Annotated in this window: 21 protein-coding genes and 1 pseudogene; 5 read left to right on the forward strand and 17 right to left on the reverse strand. The window is 65.2% G+C overall.

Features of this window, described 5'->3' with window-relative positions; genetic code table 11:
- Nucleotides 1-76: 76 nt before the first annotated feature.
- Nucleotides 77-370 carry a hypothetical protein gene (locus BAC01S_RS35875; protein WP_218001717.1) on the forward strand — a complete coding sequence of 98 codons (294 nt, stop codon included), beginning with the start codon at nt 77-79 and terminating at the stop codon, nt 368-370.
- 30 nt (nt 371-400) lie between these two features.
- Here BAC01S_RS35875 and BAC01S_RS35930 read toward each other — a convergent pair.
- Nucleotides 401-574 (reverse strand): annotated as a pseudogene (locus tag BAC01S_RS35930) (IS1096 element passenger TnpR family protein); the annotation flags it as partial.
- Nucleotides 575-926: 352 nt separating this feature from the next.
- Here BAC01S_RS35930 and BAC01S_RS18090 point away from each other — a divergent pair.
- Nucleotides 927-3,299, forward strand: coding sequence for a plasma-membrane proton-efflux P-type ATPase (locus BAC01S_RS18090; protein WP_043202653.1), 2,373 nt, complete (start codon nt 927-929; stop codon nt 3,297-3,299).
- 208 nt (nt 3,300-3,507) lie between these two features.
- The gene (locus BAC01S_RS18095) at nt 3,508-4,566 is read left to right on the forward strand and encodes an alpha/beta fold hydrolase (RefSeq protein WP_156954459.1); all 1,059 of its coding nucleotides are present in this window, start codon (nt 3,508-3,510) and stop codon (nt 4,564-4,566) included.
- A 243-nt stretch (nt 4,567-4,809) separates the two neighbouring features.
- Here the strand turns inward: BAC01S_RS18095 and BAC01S_RS18105 are convergent, their stop codons facing one another.
- The 9 genes from BAC01S_RS18105 to BAC01S_RS18145 all read right to left on the reverse strand — a co-directional run bounded on the left by BAC01S_RS18105 (nt 4,810) and on the right by BAC01S_RS18145 (nt 13,792).
- Entirely contained in the window at nt 4,810-5,655 is an 846-nt protein-coding gene (locus tag BAC01S_RS18105; protein ID WP_027796050.1) for a BtpA/SgcQ family protein, read from the reverse strand.
- Nucleotides 5,656-5,666: 11 nt separating this feature from the next.
- Nucleotides 5,667-6,605, reverse strand: a complete 939-nt coding sequence (locus BAC01S_RS18110) for a ribokinase (RefSeq protein WP_043202658.1) — start codon at nt 6,603-6,605, stop codon at nt 5,667-5,669.
- Complete coding sequence (locus BAC01S_RS18115; protein WP_027796052.1) at nt 6,602-7,732, reverse strand: M20 family metallopeptidase; 1,131 nt, start codon at nt 7,730-7,732, stop codon at nt 6,602-6,604. The genes BAC01S_RS18110 and BAC01S_RS18115 overlap by 4 nt, the downstream gene beginning before the upstream one ends.
- 27 nt (nt 7,733-7,759) lie before the next feature.
- Nucleotides 7,760-8,542, reverse strand: a complete 783-nt coding sequence (locus BAC01S_RS31695; protein ID WP_043202661.1) for a glutamine amidotransferase — start codon at nt 8,540-8,542, stop codon at nt 7,760-7,762.
- A gap of 103 nt (nt 8,543-8,645) precedes the next feature.
- Complete coding sequence (locus tag BAC01S_RS18125; RefSeq protein WP_027796053.1) at nt 8,646-9,743, reverse strand: phosphotriesterase family protein; 1,098 nt, start codon at nt 9,741-9,743, stop codon at nt 8,646-8,648.
- Between the two features lie 3 nt (nt 9,744-9,746).
- Nucleotides 9,747-10,760: an ABC transporter permease gene (locus BAC01S_RS18130; RefSeq protein WP_084168638.1), complete on the reverse strand. Its 1,014-nt coding sequence runs from the start codon at nt 10,758-10,760 to the stop codon at nt 9,747-9,749.
- Nucleotides 10,761-10,762: 2 nt separating this feature from the next.
- Nucleotides 10,763-11,557 (reverse strand): ATP-binding cassette domain-containing protein, encoded by a 795-nt coding sequence (locus tag BAC01S_RS18135; RefSeq protein ID WP_043202663.1) that lies wholly within the window; start codon nt 11,555-11,557, stop codon nt 10,763-10,765.
- 47 nt (nt 11,558-11,604) lie between these two features.
- Nucleotides 11,605-12,561: a substrate-binding domain-containing protein gene (locus BAC01S_RS18140; protein WP_043202666.1), complete on the reverse strand. Its 957-nt coding sequence runs from the start codon at nt 12,559-12,561 to the stop codon at nt 11,605-11,607.
- A 217-nt stretch (nt 12,562-12,778) separates the two neighbouring features.
- Nucleotides 12,779-13,792, reverse strand: coding sequence for a LacI family DNA-binding transcriptional regulator (locus BAC01S_RS18145; protein ID WP_027796057.1), 1,014 nt, complete (start codon nt 13,790-13,792; stop codon nt 12,779-12,781).
- Between the two features lie 227 nt (nt 13,793-14,019).
- Here BAC01S_RS18145 and BAC01S_RS31700 point away from each other — a divergent pair, with 227 nt between their 5' ends.
- Both BAC01S_RS31700 and BAC01S_RS31705 read left to right on the forward strand, forming a co-directional pair.
- On the forward strand, nt 14,020-14,340 hold the full coding sequence (locus BAC01S_RS31700) for a DAK2 domain-containing protein (protein ID WP_084168639.1): 321 nt from the start codon (nt 14,020-14,022) through the stop codon (nt 14,338-14,340).
- A gap of 30 nt (nt 14,341-14,370) precedes the next feature.
- The gene (locus BAC01S_RS31705; protein WP_043202668.1) at nt 14,371-15,519 is read left to right on the forward strand and encodes a CaiB/BaiF CoA transferase family protein; all 1,149 of its coding nucleotides are present in this window, start codon (nt 14,371-14,373) and stop codon (nt 15,517-15,519) included.
- 173 nt (nt 15,520-15,692) lie between these two features.
- Here BAC01S_RS31705 and BAC01S_RS18165 read toward each other — a convergent pair whose 3' ends face one another.
- From BAC01S_RS18165 to BAC01S_RS18195, 7 genes are all read right to left on the reverse strand, one after another.
- The gene (locus BAC01S_RS18165; protein ID WP_027796058.1) at nt 15,693-16,175 is read right to left on the reverse strand and encodes an RES family NAD+ phosphorylase; all 483 of its coding nucleotides are present in this window, start codon (nt 16,173-16,175) and stop codon (nt 15,693-15,695) included.
- Nucleotides 16,172-16,801: an antitoxin Xre-like helix-turn-helix domain-containing protein gene (locus tag BAC01S_RS31710; RefSeq protein WP_169740131.1), complete on the reverse strand. Its 630-nt coding sequence runs from the start codon at nt 16,799-16,801 to the stop codon at nt 16,172-16,174. Before BAC01S_RS31710 ends, BAC01S_RS18165 begins: the two co-directional genes overlap by 4 nt.
- Nucleotides 16,802-17,020: 219 nt before the next feature.
- Complete coding sequence (locus tag BAC01S_RS18175) at nt 17,021-17,632, reverse strand: TetR/AcrR family transcriptional regulator (RefSeq protein ID WP_027796059.1); 612 nt, start codon at nt 17,630-17,632, stop codon at nt 17,021-17,023.
- Nucleotides 17,633-17,744: 112 nt separating this feature from the next.
- Entirely contained in the window at nt 17,745-19,034 is a 1,290-nt protein-coding gene (locus BAC01S_RS18180) for an MFS transporter (RefSeq protein ID WP_043202670.1), read from the reverse strand.
- A 41-nt stretch (nt 19,035-19,075) separates the two neighbouring features.
- On the reverse strand, nt 19,076-20,410 hold the full coding sequence (locus BAC01S_RS18185; RefSeq protein ID WP_043202673.1) for an MFS transporter: 1,335 nt from the start codon (nt 20,408-20,410) through the stop codon (nt 19,076-19,078).
- A 99-nt stretch (nt 20,411-20,509) separates the two neighbouring features.
- Nucleotides 20,510-20,956, reverse strand: a complete 447-nt coding sequence (locus BAC01S_RS18190; protein WP_027796062.1) for a MaoC family dehydratase — start codon at nt 20,954-20,956, stop codon at nt 20,510-20,512.
- Nucleotides 20,957-20,978: 22 nt separating this feature from the next.
- The gene (locus tag BAC01S_RS18195; RefSeq protein ID WP_043202675.1) at nt 20,979-22,166 is read right to left on the reverse strand and encodes a thiolase family protein; all 1,188 of its coding nucleotides are present in this window, start codon (nt 22,164-22,166) and stop codon (nt 20,979-20,981) included.
- Nucleotides 22,167-22,174 lie beyond the last annotated feature (8 nt).

Raw genomic sequence — 22,174 nt, forward strand, 5'->3', positions numbered from 1 at the left:
CCTGATCTTCCCGTGACGCCGGCGCGCGCCGCATCGATCAGCGCGCAGGCGCCTCGTGGGGCCGGTAGCGCAGCAGATGATCGGTGCCGGATTCGGCCAGCCAGAGCTCTCCGGGGCGGCCCAGACGGCATTGAAGCGCTGCGCTCGGCCGCATAGAGTGTTTTACGGCGTGCTCGGCTCGACCGGCTGCCGCTTCTTCGACCCGCGGCTCGCCTCGTCGATCACGATGCGCGGGCACGAGATCATGCGCAAGACGCGTTTTCCGGACAGCATGAGGGGGTGTCAGATTGTTTTTACAATATGTCCCATCGTTGATACATGGTGGCTCACCGAAACCGGTGGCTTCCCGATAAGCACTGCTGTCGGCTGAAGCAGGATCGTCCACCAACGCTCGCAGTAATTCCTGGTATTGCTTACGACCTCCAATGCTTTCGGGCGGACATGATCGCGCTCTGTGGATCACCATGGCACGGGACAAAGGCATCGATGTTTCCGTTACTGACTCGACCCGGACGTCATGTGCCCAGTCCTGGTCGAAGTCGTAGCGATAAATACACCGTTGCCCGAGACGCAATACTTCGGCGACACAATAGGCGCACTTATCACGAACGGTGCGAGCCGGCTCACCCGCTGCAAACGTCTGGTTCGCGGAATCTGAATCAGAGTGCCCGCAAGAATTACAGAATGGCGAGCACTACAGCTGTGCCGTTGGTATGTCGTACGCAATACACCGTTTTGAGCTAGATCAATGCTCGGGCTCGCTTCAACGGTACTCTCTTTGACAAGTCCACGGCGTTGCAGCCACGGCGAACGGGCGGATACCGCACTTCACGGCGTCGCCTGACACCGAAGCACCCACCGAGGCTGTGGTGCGTGTACGCGACGCAGAAGTCGTCCTCATTCCCCTGATCCGTAGCCCGCCGCCAATGCCGATTATCGCCGAACCTCAGGCAACAACAACACAACCGCCTTCAACGACCGATCATACGACGGGACTCGCGTCGGCGGAGGCCGGGCGTCGCCTTCAACAGTTCGGCGCCAACGCCATCGAAGAAGCCCGCACACCGCGATGGCGGCAACTTGCCGGGAAGCTCTGGGGACCGGTGCCATGGATGCTCGAGGCGGTAATCCTTCTGCAGATCCTGCTTGGCCGGACCCAGGAGGCACTGGTCATCCTGTTTCTGCTTGCTTTCAACGCCTTCGTCGCTTTCGTTCAGGAGCGCCGCGCGCAGGACGCACTGATGCTTCTACGGCATCAGTTGCAGGTTAGCGCCCGGGTACTGCGTGACGCGCACTGGAGTCGCTTGCCCGCAGCCCAACTGGTCCCCGGAGACGTGGTGCACGTAAGGGCAGGCGACATCGTGCCCGCCGATCTCGTGCTGTTCGATGGAATGGTGGCGCTTGATCAGTCAGCATTGACCGGCGAATCCCTCGCTGTCGACGCGGGCCCTGGGCAGCCAGCCTATACGGGTTCGATCGTGCGTCAAGGCGAAGCAAGCGGTGAAGTCACCGCGACCGGTTCGCGAACCTGTTTCGGCCGGACGGCAGAGCTGGTACGCACGTCCAGCGCACCCAGCCACATGCAGCGCACGATCTTCTCCATCGTCAAGCGCCTTGTCGCATTCGACCTCGCGCTCGTCGTGCTGGTCGTCCTCTACGCCGCAACCCATGATCTGCCATGGGCCGACACCGCCGTGTTCGCCCTGTTGCTGCTCATTGCCTCCGTACCGGTAGCGTTGCCGGCGACGTATACGCTGGCCACAGCCGTCGCCAGTACGCGGCTCGCCCACCGGGGTGTTCTCGTCACCAGGCTCCCTGCGGTGGAGGAAGCCGCCGCAATGGACACTTTGCTCTCGGACAAGACCGGCACATTGACACAAAACGTGCTGTCGGTCACCGGGATCAGGACGTTGGCGGCAATCGACGAAACGGAAGTTCTGCGAGCGGCGGCACTCGCCAGCGACGACGCATCGCAGGATCCCCTCGACCTTGCGATTCTCGCAGCCTGGCGCACACGACCCCAGGACACCGCCCAGCCTGTCCGTGCCGACTATCACCCCTTCGATCCAGCAACGCGGTTCAGCGAAGGCGTCTACACCGTCGACGGCGGCCGGTGGCATGCGATCAAAGGCGCGGCAGGCGCCGTATTCGAGCGCTGCGAAACCGGGGAAGCGCAGCGCGAGGCGGCACAGAAAGCCGAGCGGATTCTGGCCGCCGGCGGTGCGCGCGTGCTGGCAATCGCAGCCGGGCCGGCGGGCGCGATCCGGCTCACGGGCCTCATTGCCCTCGCCGATCCCCCTCGGGCAGACGCGGCCGAACTGATTGCGAAGCTCGGCCGTCTCGGCGTTCGCGTGTGCATGGCCACCGGCGACGCACTGGAGACAGCGCAGGCAATCGGCCAGCGCCTCGGACTCGGCACACGCATCTGTGTTCCGCGCGGTGACGACCTTCGACAGCCCGAAAGCTGCGACATCTTCGCGCGTGTGCTGCCCGAAGAAAAGCACGCCATCGTCTGCGCGCTGCAGCGGTCCGGACATGTCACGGGCATGACCGGCGACGGAGTCAACGATGCGCCCGCCTTGCGCCAGGCGGAACTCGGGATCGCGGTCGCCAGCGCAACCGACGTGGCCAAAGCGGCGGCAGGGGTTGTTCTGACCGATCCGGGCCTGAGTGGGGTTCTGACGGTGGTCAGCACGGGGCGTGAAGTGCACCGGCGCATGCTCACCTATATTCTCAACAAGGTCGTCAAGACCCTTGAGATCGTCGTTTTCCTTACGCTCGGCCTCTGGCTTACCAAAGGCTTTGTGATCTCGCCGCGCCTGATCGTGCTGTTGTTGTTCGCGAACGACTTCGTGACCATGAGCATCGCCGCCGATCGAGTCCAACCGGCGGCCCGGCCACAACACTGGCAGGTTGGGCAACTTGTCGGGGCCGCGGCCGTGCTCGCCTCGGTTTCCCTCGCTTTCTCACTGTCGCTCTACGAACTGGTGCTGACGCGCTCTGGAGTCGATTCGGGGCAGATGCAGACGGTGGTGTTCCTGCTGCTGGTATTCACGACCCAGGCCAACGTGTATGTGCTACGTAACGACGGGCGAATCTGGACGTTCGCCCCGGGTGCCGTCATGGCACTGGCCAGTATCGCGGACATCGTGCTCGTGAGCGCGCTGGCGGCAACGGGAGTGCTGATGGTTGCGATCCCGCCAGAACTGATCGGAGTCCTGATCGGTAGCGTCGCCGCATTCGCACTCGTACTCGACCAGATCAAGCGCATCGTGTTCCGGCGCTTCGACCTCACCTGACCTCGTTGCAACAGCCTGGCGGCTCCCGAATAAATTGATCGAAGTCATGCGATCCGCGCTTACCTGTACCACAATGGATCACTACAAACGCGTCCTCTTGCCTTCCACACGAGGAACCCACGCAACTGCTGATGGAAACATCATGACGAAATCGAAAAAGACGAACACCGCACAGCACGTGCCCCCTGCCTTGCCGTTCTTCTGGCCCATGGCTGCTGCCGTCGCCATGGCGGAAACCGGCATGGAGCTTTCGGCGCGCAGCCTGCGCGCCTTCGCCGAAGAGGAAAAGCTGCACTTCGAACTGCATCCCAAACTCGCGTCCCGCAATCGGCCGCTTCTCGAACTGCGCACGATGACGTTCCGGGATTACTCGGTCGAAGGCGCGGTCGGATTGCCGACCATCGTCGATGCGCCCTACGCGGGCCACAGCGCGATGATCGCTGACTTCCATGCGGGTCAGAGCCTGATGGAAACGTTACGCACGCACGGTGTCGGGCATCTCTACCTGACCGACTGGAAATCGGCCACGGACGACATGAAGGATCTCGAGATCGACCAGTACCTCGCAGAACTGAATGTCTGCGTCGACGAGGTCGGCGGCCGGGTCAATCTGGTGGGCTTGTGCCAGGGCGGCTGGCTGTCGGCCATGTTCGCCGCGCGCTTCCCGCATAAGGTCGCGCGGCTCGTGCTGGCAGGCTCGCCGATCGATACCGACGCAGGTGACGGTCCGATCAGGAGAATGGCGCACGATTCGCCGTTGTCGTTCTACGAAGAGCTCGTCGCCATGGGCGGCGGTGTGATGCGCGGACGCTTGATGTTGCGCGGCTGGAAGAACATGCATCCCGATCAGCACTACCTCGGCGAATTCGTCGACCTGTACGAACATGTCGACGATCCTGCCTACGTGCGCAAGGAGGAAGCGTTCGCCCGCTGGTACGAGAATCCGATCGATCTGCCGGGGCGCTGGTATCTGCAGGCGATCGAGCAACTGTTCAAGGAAAACCGCCTCGCGAAAGGCACGTTTGTTGCACTGGGACGCAAGCTCAACCTGAATACCATCACCTGCCCTGTCTATCTTCTCGCGGGCGAATCCGACGACATCACGACGCCCGAACAGGTACTCGACGCACGCAAGTATCTGGGCACCCCCGACGAACAAATCGTCAGCCGAACGGTTCCGGGCGGCCATATCGGTTTGTTCATGGGCTCGCGCACGCTTGCCGGAGCGTGGCCGGAAATCGCGGCCTGGCTTGCCGGCAGCGCTTGATACGGCGCGGCGTTGCGATTTTCGCCGCGCGGATCGCCTATCCTTGCGAACCGCATGGCCGTGGCCACGGAAAGACCTGTCATCCAGGTCGTTCCGTGCCGCCACTTCATGCAGGTGCACGAGGTCGAACGACTTCATTCCGCCGTGCTCGATTCGCGCACGGGCACGCCGCTCTTGCCAAACGCGATCGCAGGTGGCTCGCCGAATGCGATCAAAACGTCGCCAAGTTGCTCTGTCCGACCCTCAACCTCCTCTCGCCGCCAGCACAAACTGCCGAACCTTGCCCTCATCGACAGGATTCCACCACACGCCTCCCACCTTCAGCGAACTCGCGACGATCACCGCATCGACCACCGATAAAATCTCCGCCACGTTGTGCTCCGTGCAACCGCTGCCCACCAGCAACGGCAAACGGGTCGCCGCACGAATCTGCCGCAGATACTCGACGCTGGCCGCATCCCCCGTACGCTGGCCGGTGGCGATAATCGCATCCGCGTCGAAAAACTCGACATCGCGCACAAGTTCCTCGAGCGCCCGGTCCGCGACGATCGCATGCGCACCATGCTTCACATGCGCATCCGCAAACACGCGGACTCCTTCAGCGTGAAGCCGCGCGCGATAGCGCAGCGCCCGCGCCGCCTCCCCCTCGATCAAGCCTTCGTTGGCCACGTACGCATTCGCCCACTGATTGACCCGCACGAATGCCGCGCCGCTGGCAGCCGCAATCGCGAGGGCCGGTATCGACGCATTCGCAAGCACGTTGATGCCGACGGGCAGACCGGTTTCGCGCCCGATCCGGTCCGCCGCCACGGCCATGAACGCGGAGGTCTCGTGGCCGATGTCGTCGGGCTTCGAGAACGGCACGTCGCCGTGATTCTCAACGATGAGGCCATCCACGCCGCCCTGCGCATAGGCGCGCGCGTCGGCAAGGGCCGCTTCGTAAAGCACCTCGCTCGCTCGCCCGTCGTAGCGCGGCGCGCCAGGAAAGGCAGGGCAATGAATGACGCCGATCACGACACCGCGCGAGCGCCCGAAAATCCGTTCGAGACTGTCGGTGCGGCCCCGCCCCACTACCTGCTGCGTGCTCATGGAAATTCCTCTCAACGGGTTCGAATAAACGTGGCCAGCTCGCTCATGAGCTCGCGGCCCGGGAAACTGGCTTGCGTGCCGCGGCGGCTCACCACGTATGCGGCCACGGCCATCGCATCGGGCAGCGCATCGCCGACCGAAAGGCCGCGTGCGAGCGCCGCGGCAAGCGTGCCGCACAGTGCATCTCCGGCACCCACCGTGTCGACCGCCGCCACCGCCCGGAGCGGCGGCACATCGACCGGCTCACCGTCGCCATGGCACCAGATGATGCCTTCGGCCCCCATCGTGACGAGCACGTTTGCCGCGCCGGCGCGCCGCAGCGCCTGCGCCGCGCGATGCGAATCGGTCAGACCAGACAGCGCCGCCGCTTCGACGCGGTTGACCACCAGCACATCGACGTCGGGTAGCAGCGCACGGCAGTCATACTGCGCAGGACCGGGGTTCAGCAGTGTCCTGCGCCGGCCCCGCCGGGCGTGCCGTAGGAGCGCGGCGGTCACGGCATGCGACAGATTGCCCTGCAGCACGATCCAGTCGCCCACGCGGCTCGAAGCATCGAGAGCGTCCTCGTCGGGCGCGTAGCGGTTCGCGGCGTCGCTGCGGGTCACGATGGTGTTTTCGCCGCACGCATCGACGGTGACCAACGAAAGGTCGGTCGCGCAATCGAGCTGCACGACGTAGCGCGTGTCGACGTGTTCGCGCTCGAGCATCGCGATGATCCGCGCGCCCTCCGCGTCGCAGCCGACGGCGGCCAGCAGCGTAACCGCCGCGCCGGCGCGTGCCGCGATCACCGCCTGGTTCGCGCCCTTGCCGCCGAAGTCGAGCGTGCTGTCGAGCGCGAGCGAGGTCTCGCCCGGCTGCGGCAGCGCGGCGACGCGCAACGTCATGTCGATCGCCGCGTTGCCGATCACGCAGACCCCCGTGCCGCCGCGCGCTCCAGTGCCGTTCGTCATGGGCCGCGCGCCGCCCAGTCGTCGAGGATGACGCGGTACAGATCGACCGCGGCATGGATGCGGTCGATGCGGCAGTACTCGTCGGTCTTGTGCGCGAGCTCCGGCTCGCCCGGACCCAGCAGAACGGTGGGCGGCCATGCCGTGGCGGGCTTCAGCACGGCCGCGTCGGTGAAATAGCGCGCCGTGCGCGGGGCGGCCGGCATCTCGTCGAACGGCCGCGCGAGTTCGAGCACGCGCGCGATCCAGTTGTCCGACGGTTCGGAATAAACAGGCGGCAGATCGATGACCGGCGACAGTTCGACCGGCGCGAGGCGACCGTGCAACTCCCCCGCCAGGCAGGCGTGATCGATGCCCGGCACGGTCCGCATGTCGATCGTGAACTCGGTGCGGTCGGGAACGGAGTTCACGTTGAGGCCGCCGTGGATCGTGCCGACGTTCAGCGTGGGCGCCCCCATCGCTTCGTGCGCGGGGCCCACGCTGAAGTCCCAGAGCTTCGCGAGCGCCTCGGTGGCAACGCGGATCGCGTTGACGCCGCGCTCGGGCATCGCGCCGTGCGCGGTCACGCCGTGCGCCACGCCTCTGAGCCACAGCGCGCCCTTGTGTCCCAGCAGAACGCGGTTGGCGGTTGGCTCGCCGACGATCAGCGCGCCGAGCGGCGGTAGCCACCCGGCGCCCTCGGCACGCAGCGCCTGGGCACCGTCGCAGCCAGTCTCCTCGCCTCCCGTGAGGATCAGGTGCACGCCCGTCCCGCGCCGCAGCGTGGCGAGCGAGCCCGCACACGCGGCGACGAAGGCGGCAATGCCCGCCTTCATGTCGCTCGTGCCGCGCCCGTACAGCCGTCCGCCCGCGATTTCGCCCGCGAACGGATCGTGCTCCCACGCCGCCGCACCAAGCGGGACCACGTCGAGATGTCCGGTGAAGCCGAGCGGCAGCCCTTCGGCGTCGCCCGCCAGCCGCGCCACCAGGTTCAGGCGCCGGGCGCCGAACGCATGCAGGCTCACGTCGAACCCCAGCCCCCGCAGTACGCCGGCCAGATGGCGGGCGCAGGCTTCCTCGTCGCCGGGCGGATTGACCGACTCGAACGCGACGAGCTCCCGCGTCAGCGCGATGGGATCAATGGCGGTCATGAGCGAATCTCGCGTGCCGTGCGCCGCTCATTGCGCCGCCTTGTTGCGGGAGCCCCCGGTGTCCGGCGTCAGCCAGTCGAGGCAGTTGCGCCACAGCCGCGCATAGCCTTCCCACGCGGAAAACTCGGGCGGCAGCCAGTGCACGGACATGTCGCTCGTCCAGGCGAGCGTGCGTCCCGCGCCGTACTGACCCGCGGCGAGCAGCGGATGGCCTGTCTCCGGCACCGCCGCGATCAGCGTGGCATCGGACTTGATTTCCACTTCGTTGTAGCCGAGCAGATGCGGCCAGCGGGCGCCGAGCCCTTCGATCACGGGATGCTGCGCCACGATCTCGGGCGTGAAGCCCTCGGGCACCTCGACGCGGTCGTCCCACGGCAGACAGCGCACGGGCAGCACCGCTTCGACAGGGGTATTGCGAAACCGCGCGCTGCCGTTGATGCCCTGGAAGCTCAGGTAGCCGCCGATCATCATGAGTCCGCCGCCAGCCTGCACGTAGTCGCGCAGGAGCTTCAGGCGGTTCGGCGTGCGTCGGCTCTGCGCCCACGTGTCCGGATGCAGCAGCAGCGTGTTCGCGCCGATATCGGACAGGATGATCGCGTCATAGGCCTGCAGTCCTTCGAGTGTCGACGGAAACAGCGTCTGCGCGTCGTGGCTCGGCATATGCGTGACCGCGTAGCCGGAATCCTCGAAGAGTGCGAGGAACTGCTGCGAGCCCGTGTGATACGTCACTGAGGCGAACTGATCGAAGCCTTTGACGTGAGTTGCCGTGCTGGTCCAGGATTCGCCGGCGAGCAGGACGGTTTTCTTCATTCGCATCTCCTTTGGACGCAGGCCCGCGGCGCGTTTGCCGTCGGCACCTGCGTGATTGCATCTCGATGAATGGCGCGGGTGCGCCGTCAACCCCGGCGTCGCGTCAACCTGGACGGTCGCGCGAAAACACCCGGGCGGGATTCGTCACGAGCAGCGTTTCGATCTGCGCGTCGGTTACGCCGTGGCGCCGCAGCCGTGGCACGAAGTGCTCGAGGAGGTAGCCATAGCCGTAGCCGCCGTAGCGCGTGAGCATCATCTTGAGGAACACGTCCTGCGACAGCAGCAGGCGGCCGATGAAGCCGGCGTCGATCAGCGCGCGGATGGCGCGCGCGTTCTCTTCGTCGGAAGGCGACTGCGCGTCTTCGTCCGCGTAGTAGTAGTCCATGCCGATCATGTCGTACTCCAGCCATGCCCCGCGCCGCGCGAGCGCGTGCTGATAGGCCACGTCCGCATGGCTCGGGTTCATGTGGCACAGCACCGTATGCGAGAGGTCGGCGCCCTCCTGCTCCACGATGTCGAGCACACGGTGCCCGTGCCGCACCCAGCCCGGCAGATGCACGGACAACGGCACCCGCGTCGCCGCGCTCGCGCGCGCGGCCGCGCGCAGCGACTTCTCCTCTTCGGCCGTGAACGCCGCCGAAACGCCGATCTCGCCGATCAGCCCGGCGATCACCTCGGGCTTCTGCCCGGCCCCGCCCACCTCGTAGATCAACTGCTCCGCAAGCGCGTCGGCGTCCCGCTCGCGCACCCAAGCCGGATGCGACGGCTCCAGATAGAAGCCGGTCGACATCACGATGTTCAAGCCCGTGCGGCGCGCGATGCGCTGCAGCGCGAGCGGATCGCGGCCGATGCCGAGATTGGTGGGATCGACCACCGTCTGCCCGCCCAGATCGCGGAATTTCATCAGCTCCTCGGCGGCGAGGTCGGCGTCGAACAACTGGCAGTTGTCGCGGTTCATCAGCGGGTTCATGCGCAGCGCGCCGAGAATCCCGATATGCACTTTCTGCTCGCCGATATGCCGCTGGCTGCAGCACGCGGGCGCGACCCACTTGCCCGAGGCGTCGATCAGGATGTGCTCGTGCATCAGCGTGACGCCCATCTGCGCGACGGGAATGGGGCCCAGCACCGTCATCACCTGGCCGCTGTCGACACCCATCGGCAGCGGATCGACGTGCCCGAACGAAGGTTTCGATCGCGTCATCGCTCAGCCCTTGCGCCGGCGCTGCGGCGAGAAAATGCGCGTGTTCATCCAGATCGCGAACAGCATGATCGCCCCCTGGATGATCTGCGTGTAGAACGGCGAAACGTGCACGAGAATCAACCCGTTGCCGAGCACGGCGATCGTAAGCGCGCCGAGCAGCGTGCCGAGTATGGTGCCGCGCCCGCCGAACAGGTTCGTACTCCCCAGCACGACCGCCGCGATCACCGCGAGTTCGAAGCCCACGCCCTGGTTCGACGACCCGCTGCCAAGGCGCGCCGTCGTGATGAGGCCGGCCAGCCCCGCCGAGGCGCCGCTCAGTACGTACACCTTGACGATCACGCGGCGCACGTCCACACCCGCGCGGCGCACGCCTTCCGCGTTGGTGCCGATGCCGGTGATGTAGCGCCCGAAGCGCGTGTGACGCAGCACGGCCCAGCCGGCCGCCAGCGTCGCGACCGCAATCACCGCGGGCAGCGGGAGGCCCAGCAGCCATTCGCGGCCCAGATCGACGAACCAGCCGTTGCTGTCCACGGGCACCGAATAGCCTTGGGTGATCAGCAGCGCCGCGCCGCGCACGATCGACAGCGTGCCGAGCGTCACGATGAACGCGGGCATGCCGGCGATCGCGATGAAGTAGCCGTTGACGAGGCCGATCAGCCCGCCGAGCGCGAGGCCGCCGATCAGCACGAGCGTGTCGGGCACGCCGGCATGCAGCGCGATCGCCGCGAGCGCACCGACGAAGGCGAGCGTCGAACCGACCGACAGATCGATACCGGCCGTCGTGATCACGAGCGTCATCGTGGTCGCGACGATCAGGAGCGGCGCGCTCTGGCGCAGCACGTTCAGCAGGTTGCCCGCCGTGAGAAAGGTGTCGGTCGACAGCGTGAACGCGACGAGGCAGACGAGGAAGAAGGCCGCGATGCTGGCGACGCCCGCATGCCGGCCCAGTTGGCGCGCGAGCCGGGACTGCCGCGGCGCAGCCGGCGTGGGAGAAGAGTGGGACACGGTGATACCCATGGTCAGTGCTCCGCCAGAGGGCGCGCGGAGCGCGCGGTGAACTTGTGGCCGACGATCAGATCGACGATTTCCTGCAGGTTCGTTTCGCCGATCGGGCGGTCCGCGACGGCCTCGCCCTCGTACATCACCGCAATGCGGTCGCACACGAGAAACAGGTCCTGCAGCCGGTGGCTGATCAGGATCACGCTGACGCCGCGCGCGCTGACCGTGCGCACGAGATCGAGCACGGCCTCGACTTCGGCAACGGCCAGTGCAGCGGTCGGCTCGTCCATGATGAGCACCTTCGGATCGAACGACACGGCGCGCGAGATCGCGATCGCCTGGCGCTGGCCGCCCGAGAGGTTCTCCACGTCGAGCCGGGTGTCGGGAATACGGATGCCGAGACCGTCGAGCATTTCGCGCGCGTCGCGATGCATCTTCGCGTGATCGAGCACCGGAACGCCGCAGATGCGGCGCATCGGTTCGCGGCCGAGGAACAGGTTGCCGGCCACGTCGACGGTGTCGCACAGCGAGAGATCCTGATAGACCATCTCGATGCGATGGGCGCGCGCGTCGCCCGGGTCGTTGAAGTGGACCGCCTGGCCGTCGATCTCGATCGAGCCGCTGTCCGGAATCACGGCGCCCGAGAGCACCTTGGAGAGCGTGGACTTGCCGGCGCCGTTGTCGCCGACGAGCCCCAGCACCTCGCCGGGCGCGACGTCCAGATTGACGCCGCGCAGCGACTGGATCGCTCCGTACTGCTTGGCAATGTTGCGCATGCGGACGCGCTGCGGCGCCGCCGTGCCTGCATCGTTCATCTCGCTTCCTCCACGCCACGCGCCCCGCAACGGGGCGCCTCGTCCGGTTACTTGAACACGCTGCGGTACTTGTCGACGTTGACCTTCGTGACGATCGTCACCGGTACCGAAATGGTCTTCTCCACCGGTTGCTTCGCAATCAGATTCAGCGCCGCATTGACGGCTGCCTTGCCCTCGCCTTCGGGGTCCTGCTGGACGACCGCGGTGACGAAGCCCTGATCGATGCCCTTGATCGCCTGGGCGCTCAGATCCCAGCCGACGATCTTCACATGGTCGGCCACGCCCTGGGCCGACACCGCCGCGACCAGACCGATCAGCGCGGGTTCGCCGGTCGCGTAGAGGACCTGGACACCGGGGTTGCCGGAGATCAGGTTCTCGGCCGCGGTCTGCGCCTGGTCCTGCACGTTCTGGCCGTCGACGGTGGCAACGATCTTCGCGTCGGGGGCGGCGGCGAGACCCGCCTTGAAGCCGTCGAGACGCACGTTCTGGATGTACGAATTCAGCGCGCCCACCACGCCCACCTGGGCCTTGCCGCCGAGCGACTTCTTGATGAGGTTCGCGGTGTAGGTGCCGATGTCGATACCCACCTTGCGGTTGTCCACGCCCACCTGCACATCATTGTCGCCGTTGACGATCGCGTCGATCGTCACGACCGGGATGCCGGCTTTCTTCGCCTCCGTGATCGCGGGCTTGATGCCGTTCACGTCGATCGCGACGACGAGAATCGCGTCCACTTTCTGCTGGATGTACGTTTCGATCGCGTTGTTCTGCGCGTTCGGATCGTTGTTGGAGTTGAAGATCGCGAGGTCGGCGCCGGCCGCCTTCGCCGCCTTCTGCGCACCATCGTCCATCTGCGTAAAGAACAGCGCCTCCTGGTTGATCTGGACGAGGGCGATCTTTTTCTTGCCGGCCGCGTGCGCGGCGCCCGTTGCCCCCAGCAGCGAGACGGCGCTCGCGAGAACAACGGTAGTGAGTATCCGGCTAAACTTCCTGGCTGTGCTCATCAACTTCCCCTTCATGGCAGGCCGAAGGCGCGGGACCGCCGCCCCTGCGGCCGTCCCGGCTTCAGTTGGTGAAACTTCAGCAGGCGCAGTCGATCGCGCGCCCGAGGCTGGCAAATGACGCCGTCAAACCGGATGCTTGTAAACCGGTTTACTGAACACTACTGCCGACAGCCGGACGCTGTCAACCGCATCAAAAATAAATTTTTTGGCGACCCGCTCACCGCTCGCGCGGCGGTGCGACGGAAGCGCGTTCGATCAGCCGCACGGGGAGCCGCTCGACGGTGGCGGGGGTGTCGCCCGCGAGGCGGGCAACCAGCATGCCGACCGCCTTGCGTCCAAGGTCGCGGGCGGACTGGCGCAGGGTGGAGATTGGCGGCATCAGGAGGCTCGCGAACTCCATGTCGTCGAAGCCGACGATCGACATATCGGCAGGCACGCCGATCGCGCGCTCGCGCAAGGTTTCGAGCATGCCGACGACGAGGTAGTCGCTCGCCGCGAAGACCGCCGTAGGCGGCGAAGGCAGTTCGAGCAGCCCGGCCAGCGCCGAGGCCCCGAACTGCCGGTCGTACGAGCCGAAGCGCACGAGTGCCTCGTCGAACGGGACGCCGGCCTCGGCCAGCGCGCGCCGGTAGCCCTCGCAGCGCTCCTGCACCGTGAAAAGCCCGCGTGGGCCGCTCACGTGGCCGATGCGCCGATGCCCTGCGTCCAGCAGATGTTGCGTCGCGAGATAGCCGCCCTGGACGTTGTCGACGAAAACCTTCGGCACGTCGGCGCCGGCGATGTCTTCGTCGATGATGACGATATTGCCGCGCGTGCCGATCAGGTTGCGCAGCGAGCCGTCGTCGGGACGGTTGGAGACGAGGATCAGGCCGTCGAGATGCTGCGTGTCGAGCCAGCCGACATACAGCGACTCGCGCTCAAGCTGATTGCGCGTGATGCACAGCGAAAGCCCGTAGCCGCATTCCGACGCGGCCAGTTCCACTTCGTCCGCGATTTCAGCGAAGAACGGGTTGGCGACATCGGGCATCGCGAGCCCGATCGTTTCGCTGCTGCCGAGGCTCAGGCGCCGCGCGAGGCTGTTCTGGCGGTAGTTGAGCGCGACGATCGCCGCGTCGATGCGTTCGGCGGTCTCGGGCGGAAGGGTAAGACTGCCGTTCAGATAGCGGGAAACGGTGGCTTTCGACACCTTCGCGTGTTCGGCGACATCGCGGATCGTGGACACTTTGGGCACTGCAGGATTCCGGAGCGGAAAACGCCAGTGTAGCGCGGGTGTCTCGTGATCTCCGGGCAACAGTGGGGGCGCGTGGACTTGCCTTGAACAGTGAGTTCGTAGCGATACCGGTGCAAACCGGTATCGTCTCCTTGGGAAGCAGGCCATCAATTCTTGCCTCGCGCACGGCCCGGTATGCGGCGGCATACGCATTAATCGTATGAGCAAGCGACAACCCTCGCTCCGCCATCAGTCAGGCGGCGCTCGCGCCCGATGCGCTGCCCGCGCTCCTCAAGAGCGTGCTCGACGCGTTGATCGCGCGCGGCGGCGCGGCGCTCGGCGACAAGACCGTGCTCGATCCGCTCGCCGCCGTCCAGACCGCGATCACGGGCCACGCCGATCGGGCCAGCCAGTACCGGGCCGCGGTCGAGGCGGTCGACGCGACGCTGGCAACCTATCGCGGCAAGCCCAACCGGATCGGACGCGCCCGGATGTTCGCCGAGCGTTCGATCGGACTCGACGACCCGGGCATGGTGGCATTCCGATGCCTGTTGCACGCGATCGCATAGACGAAATCAACTATCCCGGAGACATCAGGAATGGCAGGCGCGCTGGAAGGCATCAAGGTACTCGATCTCTCGCGTTACATCGCTGGTCCCATGTGCGCGATGCAGCTGGCGGACATGGGCGCCGACGTGATCAAGGTGGAACGCACGGGCAAAGGCGAAGACACGCGGCAAAATCTACCGCAGATGAATGGCGAGAGTCTCTATTTCATGACGTTCAACCGCAACAAGCGGAGCGTCGCGCTGGACTTTCGCAATCCCAAAGATCAGGAAACGCTGCGCCAGCTCGCGAGCAAAGCAGACGTGCTGATCGAAAATTTCCGGCCCGGTACCATGGAAAAGATGGGATGCGGCTGGGACACGCTGCAAGCGCTGAACCCACGGCTCGTGATGGTGCGGATCTCCGGATTCGGACAGACTGGTCCGCTCGCCAAGCGTGCCTGCTTCGACGCAATCGCGCAGGCCATGAGCGGGCTGATGAGCATGACAGGTCAGTCGGATGGACCGCCTACGCTGGCGGGTACGTTCATGGTGGACTACACCTCCGCGCTCTATGCGACCATCGGTACGCTTAGCGCCCTGCACAGCCGCCAGACTTCCGGAAAGGGACAACTCGTCGAGGCCACGCTGCTCGAAAGTGCAGCGAGCCTGCTGCTTACCGCGATCCCGCAGCAGAAGCAGCTCGATAACACGATGTCCCGTTGCGGCAACCTCGATCGCTACACCGCTCCGGTCAACAGCTACCAGACGTCGGACGGCCGATGGGTGTATCTCGCGGCCGGCACCGATGCGCTTTTTCCGCGACTGGTAAGTGCAATGAAACAGCCGGGGCTGCTCGATGACGAGCGCTTTGCCACGGCGCATGCGCGGCTCGCCAACGGCCTTGCCATCGACGCGGTAGTGGCCGAATGGGTCAAGGGCAGGACTGCCGATGCGGTGGTCGAAGCCATGGACGCGGTGGCTGTGCCGTGCGCCAAGGTCGCAACGATCGACGAAGTCGTCCAGAATCCGCAATTGCAGGCGCGCGGCCAGATCGTCGACATCGATCACCCTGTCGCCGGGCGCTATACGACGCACGGCGTGACGGTGAAGCTTTCCGACACGCCGGGTTCGGTACGGCGACCACCACCCACTGTTGGGCAACACAATGAAGAAGTGCTGCGCGAATGGGGCGTGAATTGAGTGCCATGATTTGGGCGACGTGTCTCTGACAGCGGAAAAGCGGGGATGATAGACGCCAACGACTTCTTCGTCGGGTGCAGGATACGGTCCATTGACGTGGGCGCGAGTCGTCGGCGTGCGGGCCGCATGTCGCGCGCTGCCGGCCGCCTTTACTCCAGACTCGTCGTTGCAGACTAGATCTTCAGGCGCGGATCATAGGTCCATCTACGGACCATCGTCGCAGTGATCTTCGCGGTGTCCGCATGTGCGGGATTGATGAGCACGTTCATCTCCTCCGGCACGATAGCGGATGGGACGATTAAAAGCGCGCTTGCTCCGCTGCTCACCCAGTCCGTTCCAGCATTGATACTGACCATGCCGGCTGGCTCCACGTCCCAGCCGACGTTCCCTGCGCCATTTGCATCGAAGGTGGTTGCCGCCTGCCAGACATCGTCTGGCACGTCGAAGCGAACAAGAATCCGGTTCAAAGGCAATCCGCCGGCGACCAGGTGGACGAGCGTTTCGAGGCAAGCGAGAGACCGATTCGATGCGGTGTACAGCACGGCTACACCTGCCTTGTTCCACCGACCTCCCGTCGCCTTTGCGCCGCCACCGGACATATCGTCGGCCGCATATTGAGGCGTGATCGTCGCGATACGCCAGAGCCGGACCGTCACGCGTATGCCCCGCTCTGCATCTGGCGAATCAATGTACTCAGGATCTCCTGCCCTTCGCGCGTGTCAAGGTACGTGGACGGCAGCGCGCCAGCGAGCGCCGGATTCGGCTCCGATAGCCATTTTTCGAGCCAAACCACTCCATCGAAGTCCCCGGCAAGGCCATCGTCGCCCGATTCGTCAACGATGGTCTGAACCAGCCCGACAAGCTTCGCCATTCCAACCACGCGTTCACTTTGCTCCGCGCTAAGCGTGTCCCCGGCGTGCACCTTCCGGCTGACGGTCGATTTCGACAGTCCGAGGCGTTTCACCATCTCGTCCTGGCTAACATTCAGTTTCGATGCAAGGTCGTACACCTTTACCGCCGGCACCCCATGCTTGATGACCACGAGCCGATCGCCGCTCGATGCGTCATACGCCTTTCGGAAATCCAGCACGTCGAACGGTGTGAGCACCCTTTTCGTTTTCGGACCGGACGCAGGCACGTGTTCGTGCACGGCATGCTTTGCCGCCACGACGGGTTTCTTCGCCGGCCCAGCCCTCTTGGCGGATGCCGCCTTCTTTGCCGCTGGAATACGCCCCCCCTTCGACCGACCCGTTGATGCTGCCCTGGTTTCAGGTTGCGCCATGATTCTCTCCAGATCCATTTGATGCTAAATATTAACCCAAATGAGACGACACGGCATCGGGACTCAACACCTGGCGCACGTACCCCGCTGACCAATCGACGCCCCATTCGTGCACATAGAACCGAATCGGCACATTGCACAGCCAGCCAAATGCAGCCATCGCGTGTGCGGATTTGCCGGACACGGGGGAAACCATGACGTCAGCGTAGACGCCATGCCTTACGGTGCGATGTCTTCCGGCGAGCGGATGTCGAGCATCCGAAGCGCGAGCTCGTTGAGCCGCTCGCCGATATGCGCGGGCGTCAGACGACCATCGGTGCGCATCCAGAGATAGCTGTAGAAGTACATACCGAGCACCCCCTTCAGCACGATCGGATCGTATGGCCGGAACAGCCCCAGTTCCGCGCCGTCGATCATTGCATCACGCCATACCTTTTCGTATTTACCGTGTAGCGCGAGCACTTCGGAATGACGGGGTTCGGTCAGCGACTGAATCTCGCGGAAACAGACCGTCAGCTCCGCCTGATGCGACGCGATCTTCAGTACGAGTTGTCTGCCGAGCATCGTGATGCGCTTGCGTGGATCGCTTTCCGGCCGCGCCACCCGCTCCGCGAAGTCGGCGAGGTCGGAGATGTATTCGCGCGAAATGTCGTAGAGCAGGTCTTCCTTGCTCTTGATGTGGTGATAGAGCGCACCGCGCCCCAGTTGCACCGCGTCGCCGAGTTCGGTCATGCCGATCGCGTGATAGCCGCGCTCGGCAAACAGCTGCGCGGCGACCTTCAGGATCCGCTCGCGCTGGTTCGTTTCGCCGCTACTTTCGACGGTACTCATGGTTCTCATTCCCTTTGGATTCGATGCGGTGCCGCCGGAGTCCGGCACAAGGCAGCACCAAGCGGTACGGCGCGCCGTTGCGCACATTGTACCGGTCAGTCCAGTGCCTTGCCTATGGTCGGGAATCGCGCTGCAATGCAGGCGCAAAGCCAATCAGGCCGATAACGGGACCGGGCAGCAGCAACCAGGCGGCGTCGAGTCCGACACGCTCGAACAGCGCGGTCGTCGCCGCAATCGAGACGACCGTGATCGCGAAGCCGATCGAATTCTGGATCGCCAGCGCGCTGCCGACGAGTTCGCGCGGACACGCCTGCGCCGAGAGCGCGGAGAACTGCGGCGAATCCGCGATCACCGCGGCGCCCCATACGAGCAGCAGCGCAAACAGCGCCACTGCCGGCAGCTCACGCCAGCCGAGCGCGAACACCACGCTGCACGCGCCCGACAACGCGAGCGCGAACGCCGCGACCTTTGCGCTGCCAATGCGCCGCGACAACGCACCGCCGGCCACGCAGCCGAGCGCACCCACGCCGATGATGCAGAACGAAAGCCCCGGCACCCCACCCGCATGCACCTCGGCGGCGAGCGAAGCGCGCGCGACGAAGAGCGGCACGACGGTCCAGAACGCGTAGAGCTCCCACATATGGCCGAAGTAGCCCAGCGCGGCCGACCGGAAAGCACGCAGCCGGAATACGTCGAGCACGCCGGCAGGTTTCGCCGCCGGCTCGCCTTCGACTGCATCCGGTCCGGCCGACGCATCGTTGGCGCGAGTCGCGGTTTTCGCGCGCGGCGCGGTGCGCGGATGCTGCCCGTCGCCCAGCACGTAAATCATCCACGCACCAATCAACGCAAGCACCGACGACGCAACGATCACCTGCTGCCACGGCAGGCTCGCACCAGCTACGCGCAACGCGTGCGGCAGGCCCGTGCCGAGCGTCAGCATGGCGACGAGCTGCGCGAGCGCCGGGCCGGTGCGGTCCGGCGCCCAGCCGACGATCAGTTTCATTCCCATCGGGTAGATGCCCGCGAGGCACACGCCGACACAGAAGCGAAACACTGCCCCACTCGCCACGCCGCTCGCAAACCATGCAAAACACGCGTTGAATAGCGCTCCCAGCAACGCGCAGCACACGAAGATCGAGCTTGCCCGAAAGCGGTCGGCGCCGCCTCCCAACGACATCGCAAGCGTGCCGAGGATAAAGCCCGCCTGCACCGCGCTGGTCAGCCAGCCAATGTCGGCGGCACTGGCGTGCCACGCGTGCATCAGGTCGCCCGCCGCGCTGTTCGCGCTGAACCACAGCGAAGTACCGAACAGCTGTGCGAGCGAGATCGTCGCCACCGGTCCGAGCCGGTTGACGAGCAGCCCGCGCGGGCCGTTCTCAGTTGCGGTTCTGGTCACACTCATGTCGCTCCGTTATCGGTATTTCACTGCATCGCACGCTGCACTCAGTGCTGCGTGCCGGGTTCGAGCCGATCCTTCCAGGTATCCCGCGCGAGCAGCGTACACACGATACTGATGACGCCGAGCGTGACGATATACACGGTGATGCCCCAGGTGCCGCCGTTCTGGTACTTCAGCAGCGCGGTCGCGATCATCGGCGCGAAGCCGCCGGACAGCACGGAACCTATCGCATAGCCGACGTTCGCACCGGTCAACCTCACATTGGTGCCGAACAGCTCGGAGAAATACACCGCCTGCGGCCCGTACATCGCATCGTGCAGCACGTTGAGGCCGATCACCATGCCGGTCACAACGAGCGCGACCGACCCCGTCTGCGCCATCCAGAAGAAGGGCGCAACGAACGCCGTCGATGCGATCGTGCCGAACAGGTACACCTTCTTGCGGCCGATCAGGTCAGACAGATACGACCAGCCGGGCAGCGTGACGAACCCGATCACGCTCGACAGCAGGATCGCGCCCAGCCCAACCGAGCGGTCCATCTTCAGCGTGCCGGTCAGATAGCTCAGCATGAACACGCTGTACAGATAGAACACCGCGTTCTGCAGCAGCTTCATGCCGATCGTCAGGTACAGCGCGCGACGATGGGTCTTCATCACCTCCAGCGCGGGCGCCTTGACGTCTTCCCGGCGGCGCTTCATCTGCTCGAACATCGGCGACTCATGCAGGCGCAGCCGGATAAACATGCCCACCAGCACCATGACGATGCTCGCAATAAACGGAATGCGCCAACCCCACGCCATCAGGTCGTCGTTGCTCATGCTCGTCGACGTGACGAAGAACACGGCGGTCGACATCAGCAGTCCCGCTGGCACGCCGATCTGCGGAAAGCTGCCGAACAGTCCGCGCCGGTTCGCCGGCGCATGCTCGACGGCCATCACCACCGCCGAACCCCATTCGCCGCCCACTGCAAAGCCCTGAATCAGCCGCAGCACGCTCAGCAGCACCGCGGACCACGCGCCGACGCTCGCGTAGGTCGGCAGAAAGCCGATTGCGATCGTACTGCCGCCCATCATCCATAACGACAGCACGAGAATCGCCTTGCGCCCGATTCGATCGCCGAAGTGGCCGAATACCGCCGCGCCGACCGGCCGCGCGGCAAAGCCCACCGCATAGGTCGCGAATGCGGCAATCGTGCCGACCCACGCATCCATCGACGGAAAGAACAGGCGCGGAAAGATCAACGCCGCGCAGGTTCCGTACAGGTAGTAGTCGTACCACTCGATCGCCGTGCCGATCAGGCTCGCAAACGCCACCTTGCGGTGCTCCACCTTCACTGCCTGCGCGCTCAGCGCGTGTCCATCCGCGGCGCGTGCCGTCATCGTCGTCTCCTTGAATATTGAGCAGGCGTGTGCTGCGTCAGGTCATGCTTGTCCCCGAATCCTTCGTTTGCGGCCCGTGCGTGTTCAGGCGAAGCACGCTCAGTCGCGCTTGAGTGGTGTCGTGTAGGTGGTCGCGGTGCCGCTCAGGCAAACGTCGCCCTTCTGGTTCGTCACGCTGACGGCGATCGTGCAGATCGGCTTGTCCTCGCGAACCGTCTTCACTTCGACGCGGCCCGTGACCGTATCGCCGACGAACACCGCTTTCGAGAATTTCAGCTCCATGCCGAGAAACACCGAGCCCGGACCCGGCAGGTCTTCTGCGACGATCGCATTAAGCATGCCGGACGTCACACCGCCCTGCACGATCAGCCCGCCGAACATCGACTCGCGCGCGAGCGCCTCGTCGTAGTGCAGCGGATTGCGGTCACCGGTGATTTCGGTGAAAAGCTCGATGTCGCGCATCGACATCGTTTTCTTCCGTTCTGCGCTCGCGCCGACGGCAGGCATACCGCTCAGGGTTTGGGTCCAGCCATTGATGTCGCTCATATTTCCTCCTGTTGCGTGCCTGTCATGCACGCGATGGTTTGAATGCAGCGTTCTCGATCAGCACAGCCATGCCCTGCCCGCCTCCGCCGCAGAGCGAGGCAATGCCGCGCCGCACGTTCCTGCGTTTCATTTCGAGAGCGAGCGTGAGCAGCAAACGAAAGCCCGACGCGCCAAGCGGATGTCCGATCGCGATTGCACCGCCATTCACGTTGACCGCGTCCGCGGATAAACCCAGCTCACGGGCCGACGCAATCGCGACACCCGCGAATGCTTCGTTGATTTCGTAGAGGTCGATATCGCTCGTGCGCAGGTTCTGCCTGCGCAACAGCAGGCGAATCGCGTTCGCGGGTTTCAGATGCAGCGTCGCGTCCGGGCCGGCAACCCAGCCCCAGTCGACGATACGTGCGAGCGGCATGCGCCCCGCGCGCTCAAGTTCCGCTGTGCTGACAACCAGACCCGCGCTGCCGCCATCCGACATCTGCGATGCGTTGGCCGCGGTAATCGTGCCGTCGTCGCCGAATGCCGCCTTGAGCGCCGACACTTTCGCGAGCGTCGTATCGGTACGAATGCCCTGGTCCGACGTCACCACGCCCTCCGGCGTTTCGATGGGCGCGATTTCGTGCTCCTCACGAAATGCCGCGCTGCGCGCCGCGCGCTGCTGCGACATCACCGCCCATTCGTCCTGCTCCTCGCGGCCGATGCCGAGTTCGCGGTTGCAGGCTTCCGACAGCACGCCCATCGATTCGCCCGACAGCGCGCAGCGCAAGCCGTCACTCTCGAGCGCACTGCGCGGCGACGCGTGAGGCGGACCCAATTCTCCCGGCACGATCGAAGGCGCTCGCGTCATGGAGTCGAAGCCGCCGACCAGGTAGCGATGACCTTCGCCGCCGCGGATCCGCCGCGTTGCATCGCATACCGCTTCGAGACTCGCGAGACAGACGGCATTGAGCGTGAGCGCGGGCGCTACCGGGTCGACGCCAGCGCGCGTGGCGGCAATGCGCGCGGGATTCTGGCCCAGCCCGGCCTGCACGACGCATCCGAACAGCGCGGCATCCGGCGTGTTCGCCTCGGGATAGCGCGCGATCAGTGCGCGAATCGCGCGCTCGCCCAGCTGCAGCGAATCGAGCGACGCGAGCACGCCACGGTATTTGCCGAACGGCGTCCGCACGCCGTCCAGCAGCCATGCGTCCTGAAGGGCATTCGAAATCATGTCGGCAT

It is taken from the genome of Paraburkholderia acidipaludis NBRC 101816, assembly GCF_000684975.1.
In the GTDB taxonomy this organism is placed as follows: Bacteria; Pseudomonadota; Gammaproteobacteria; order Burkholderiales; family Burkholderiaceae; genus Paraburkholderia; species Paraburkholderia acidipaludis.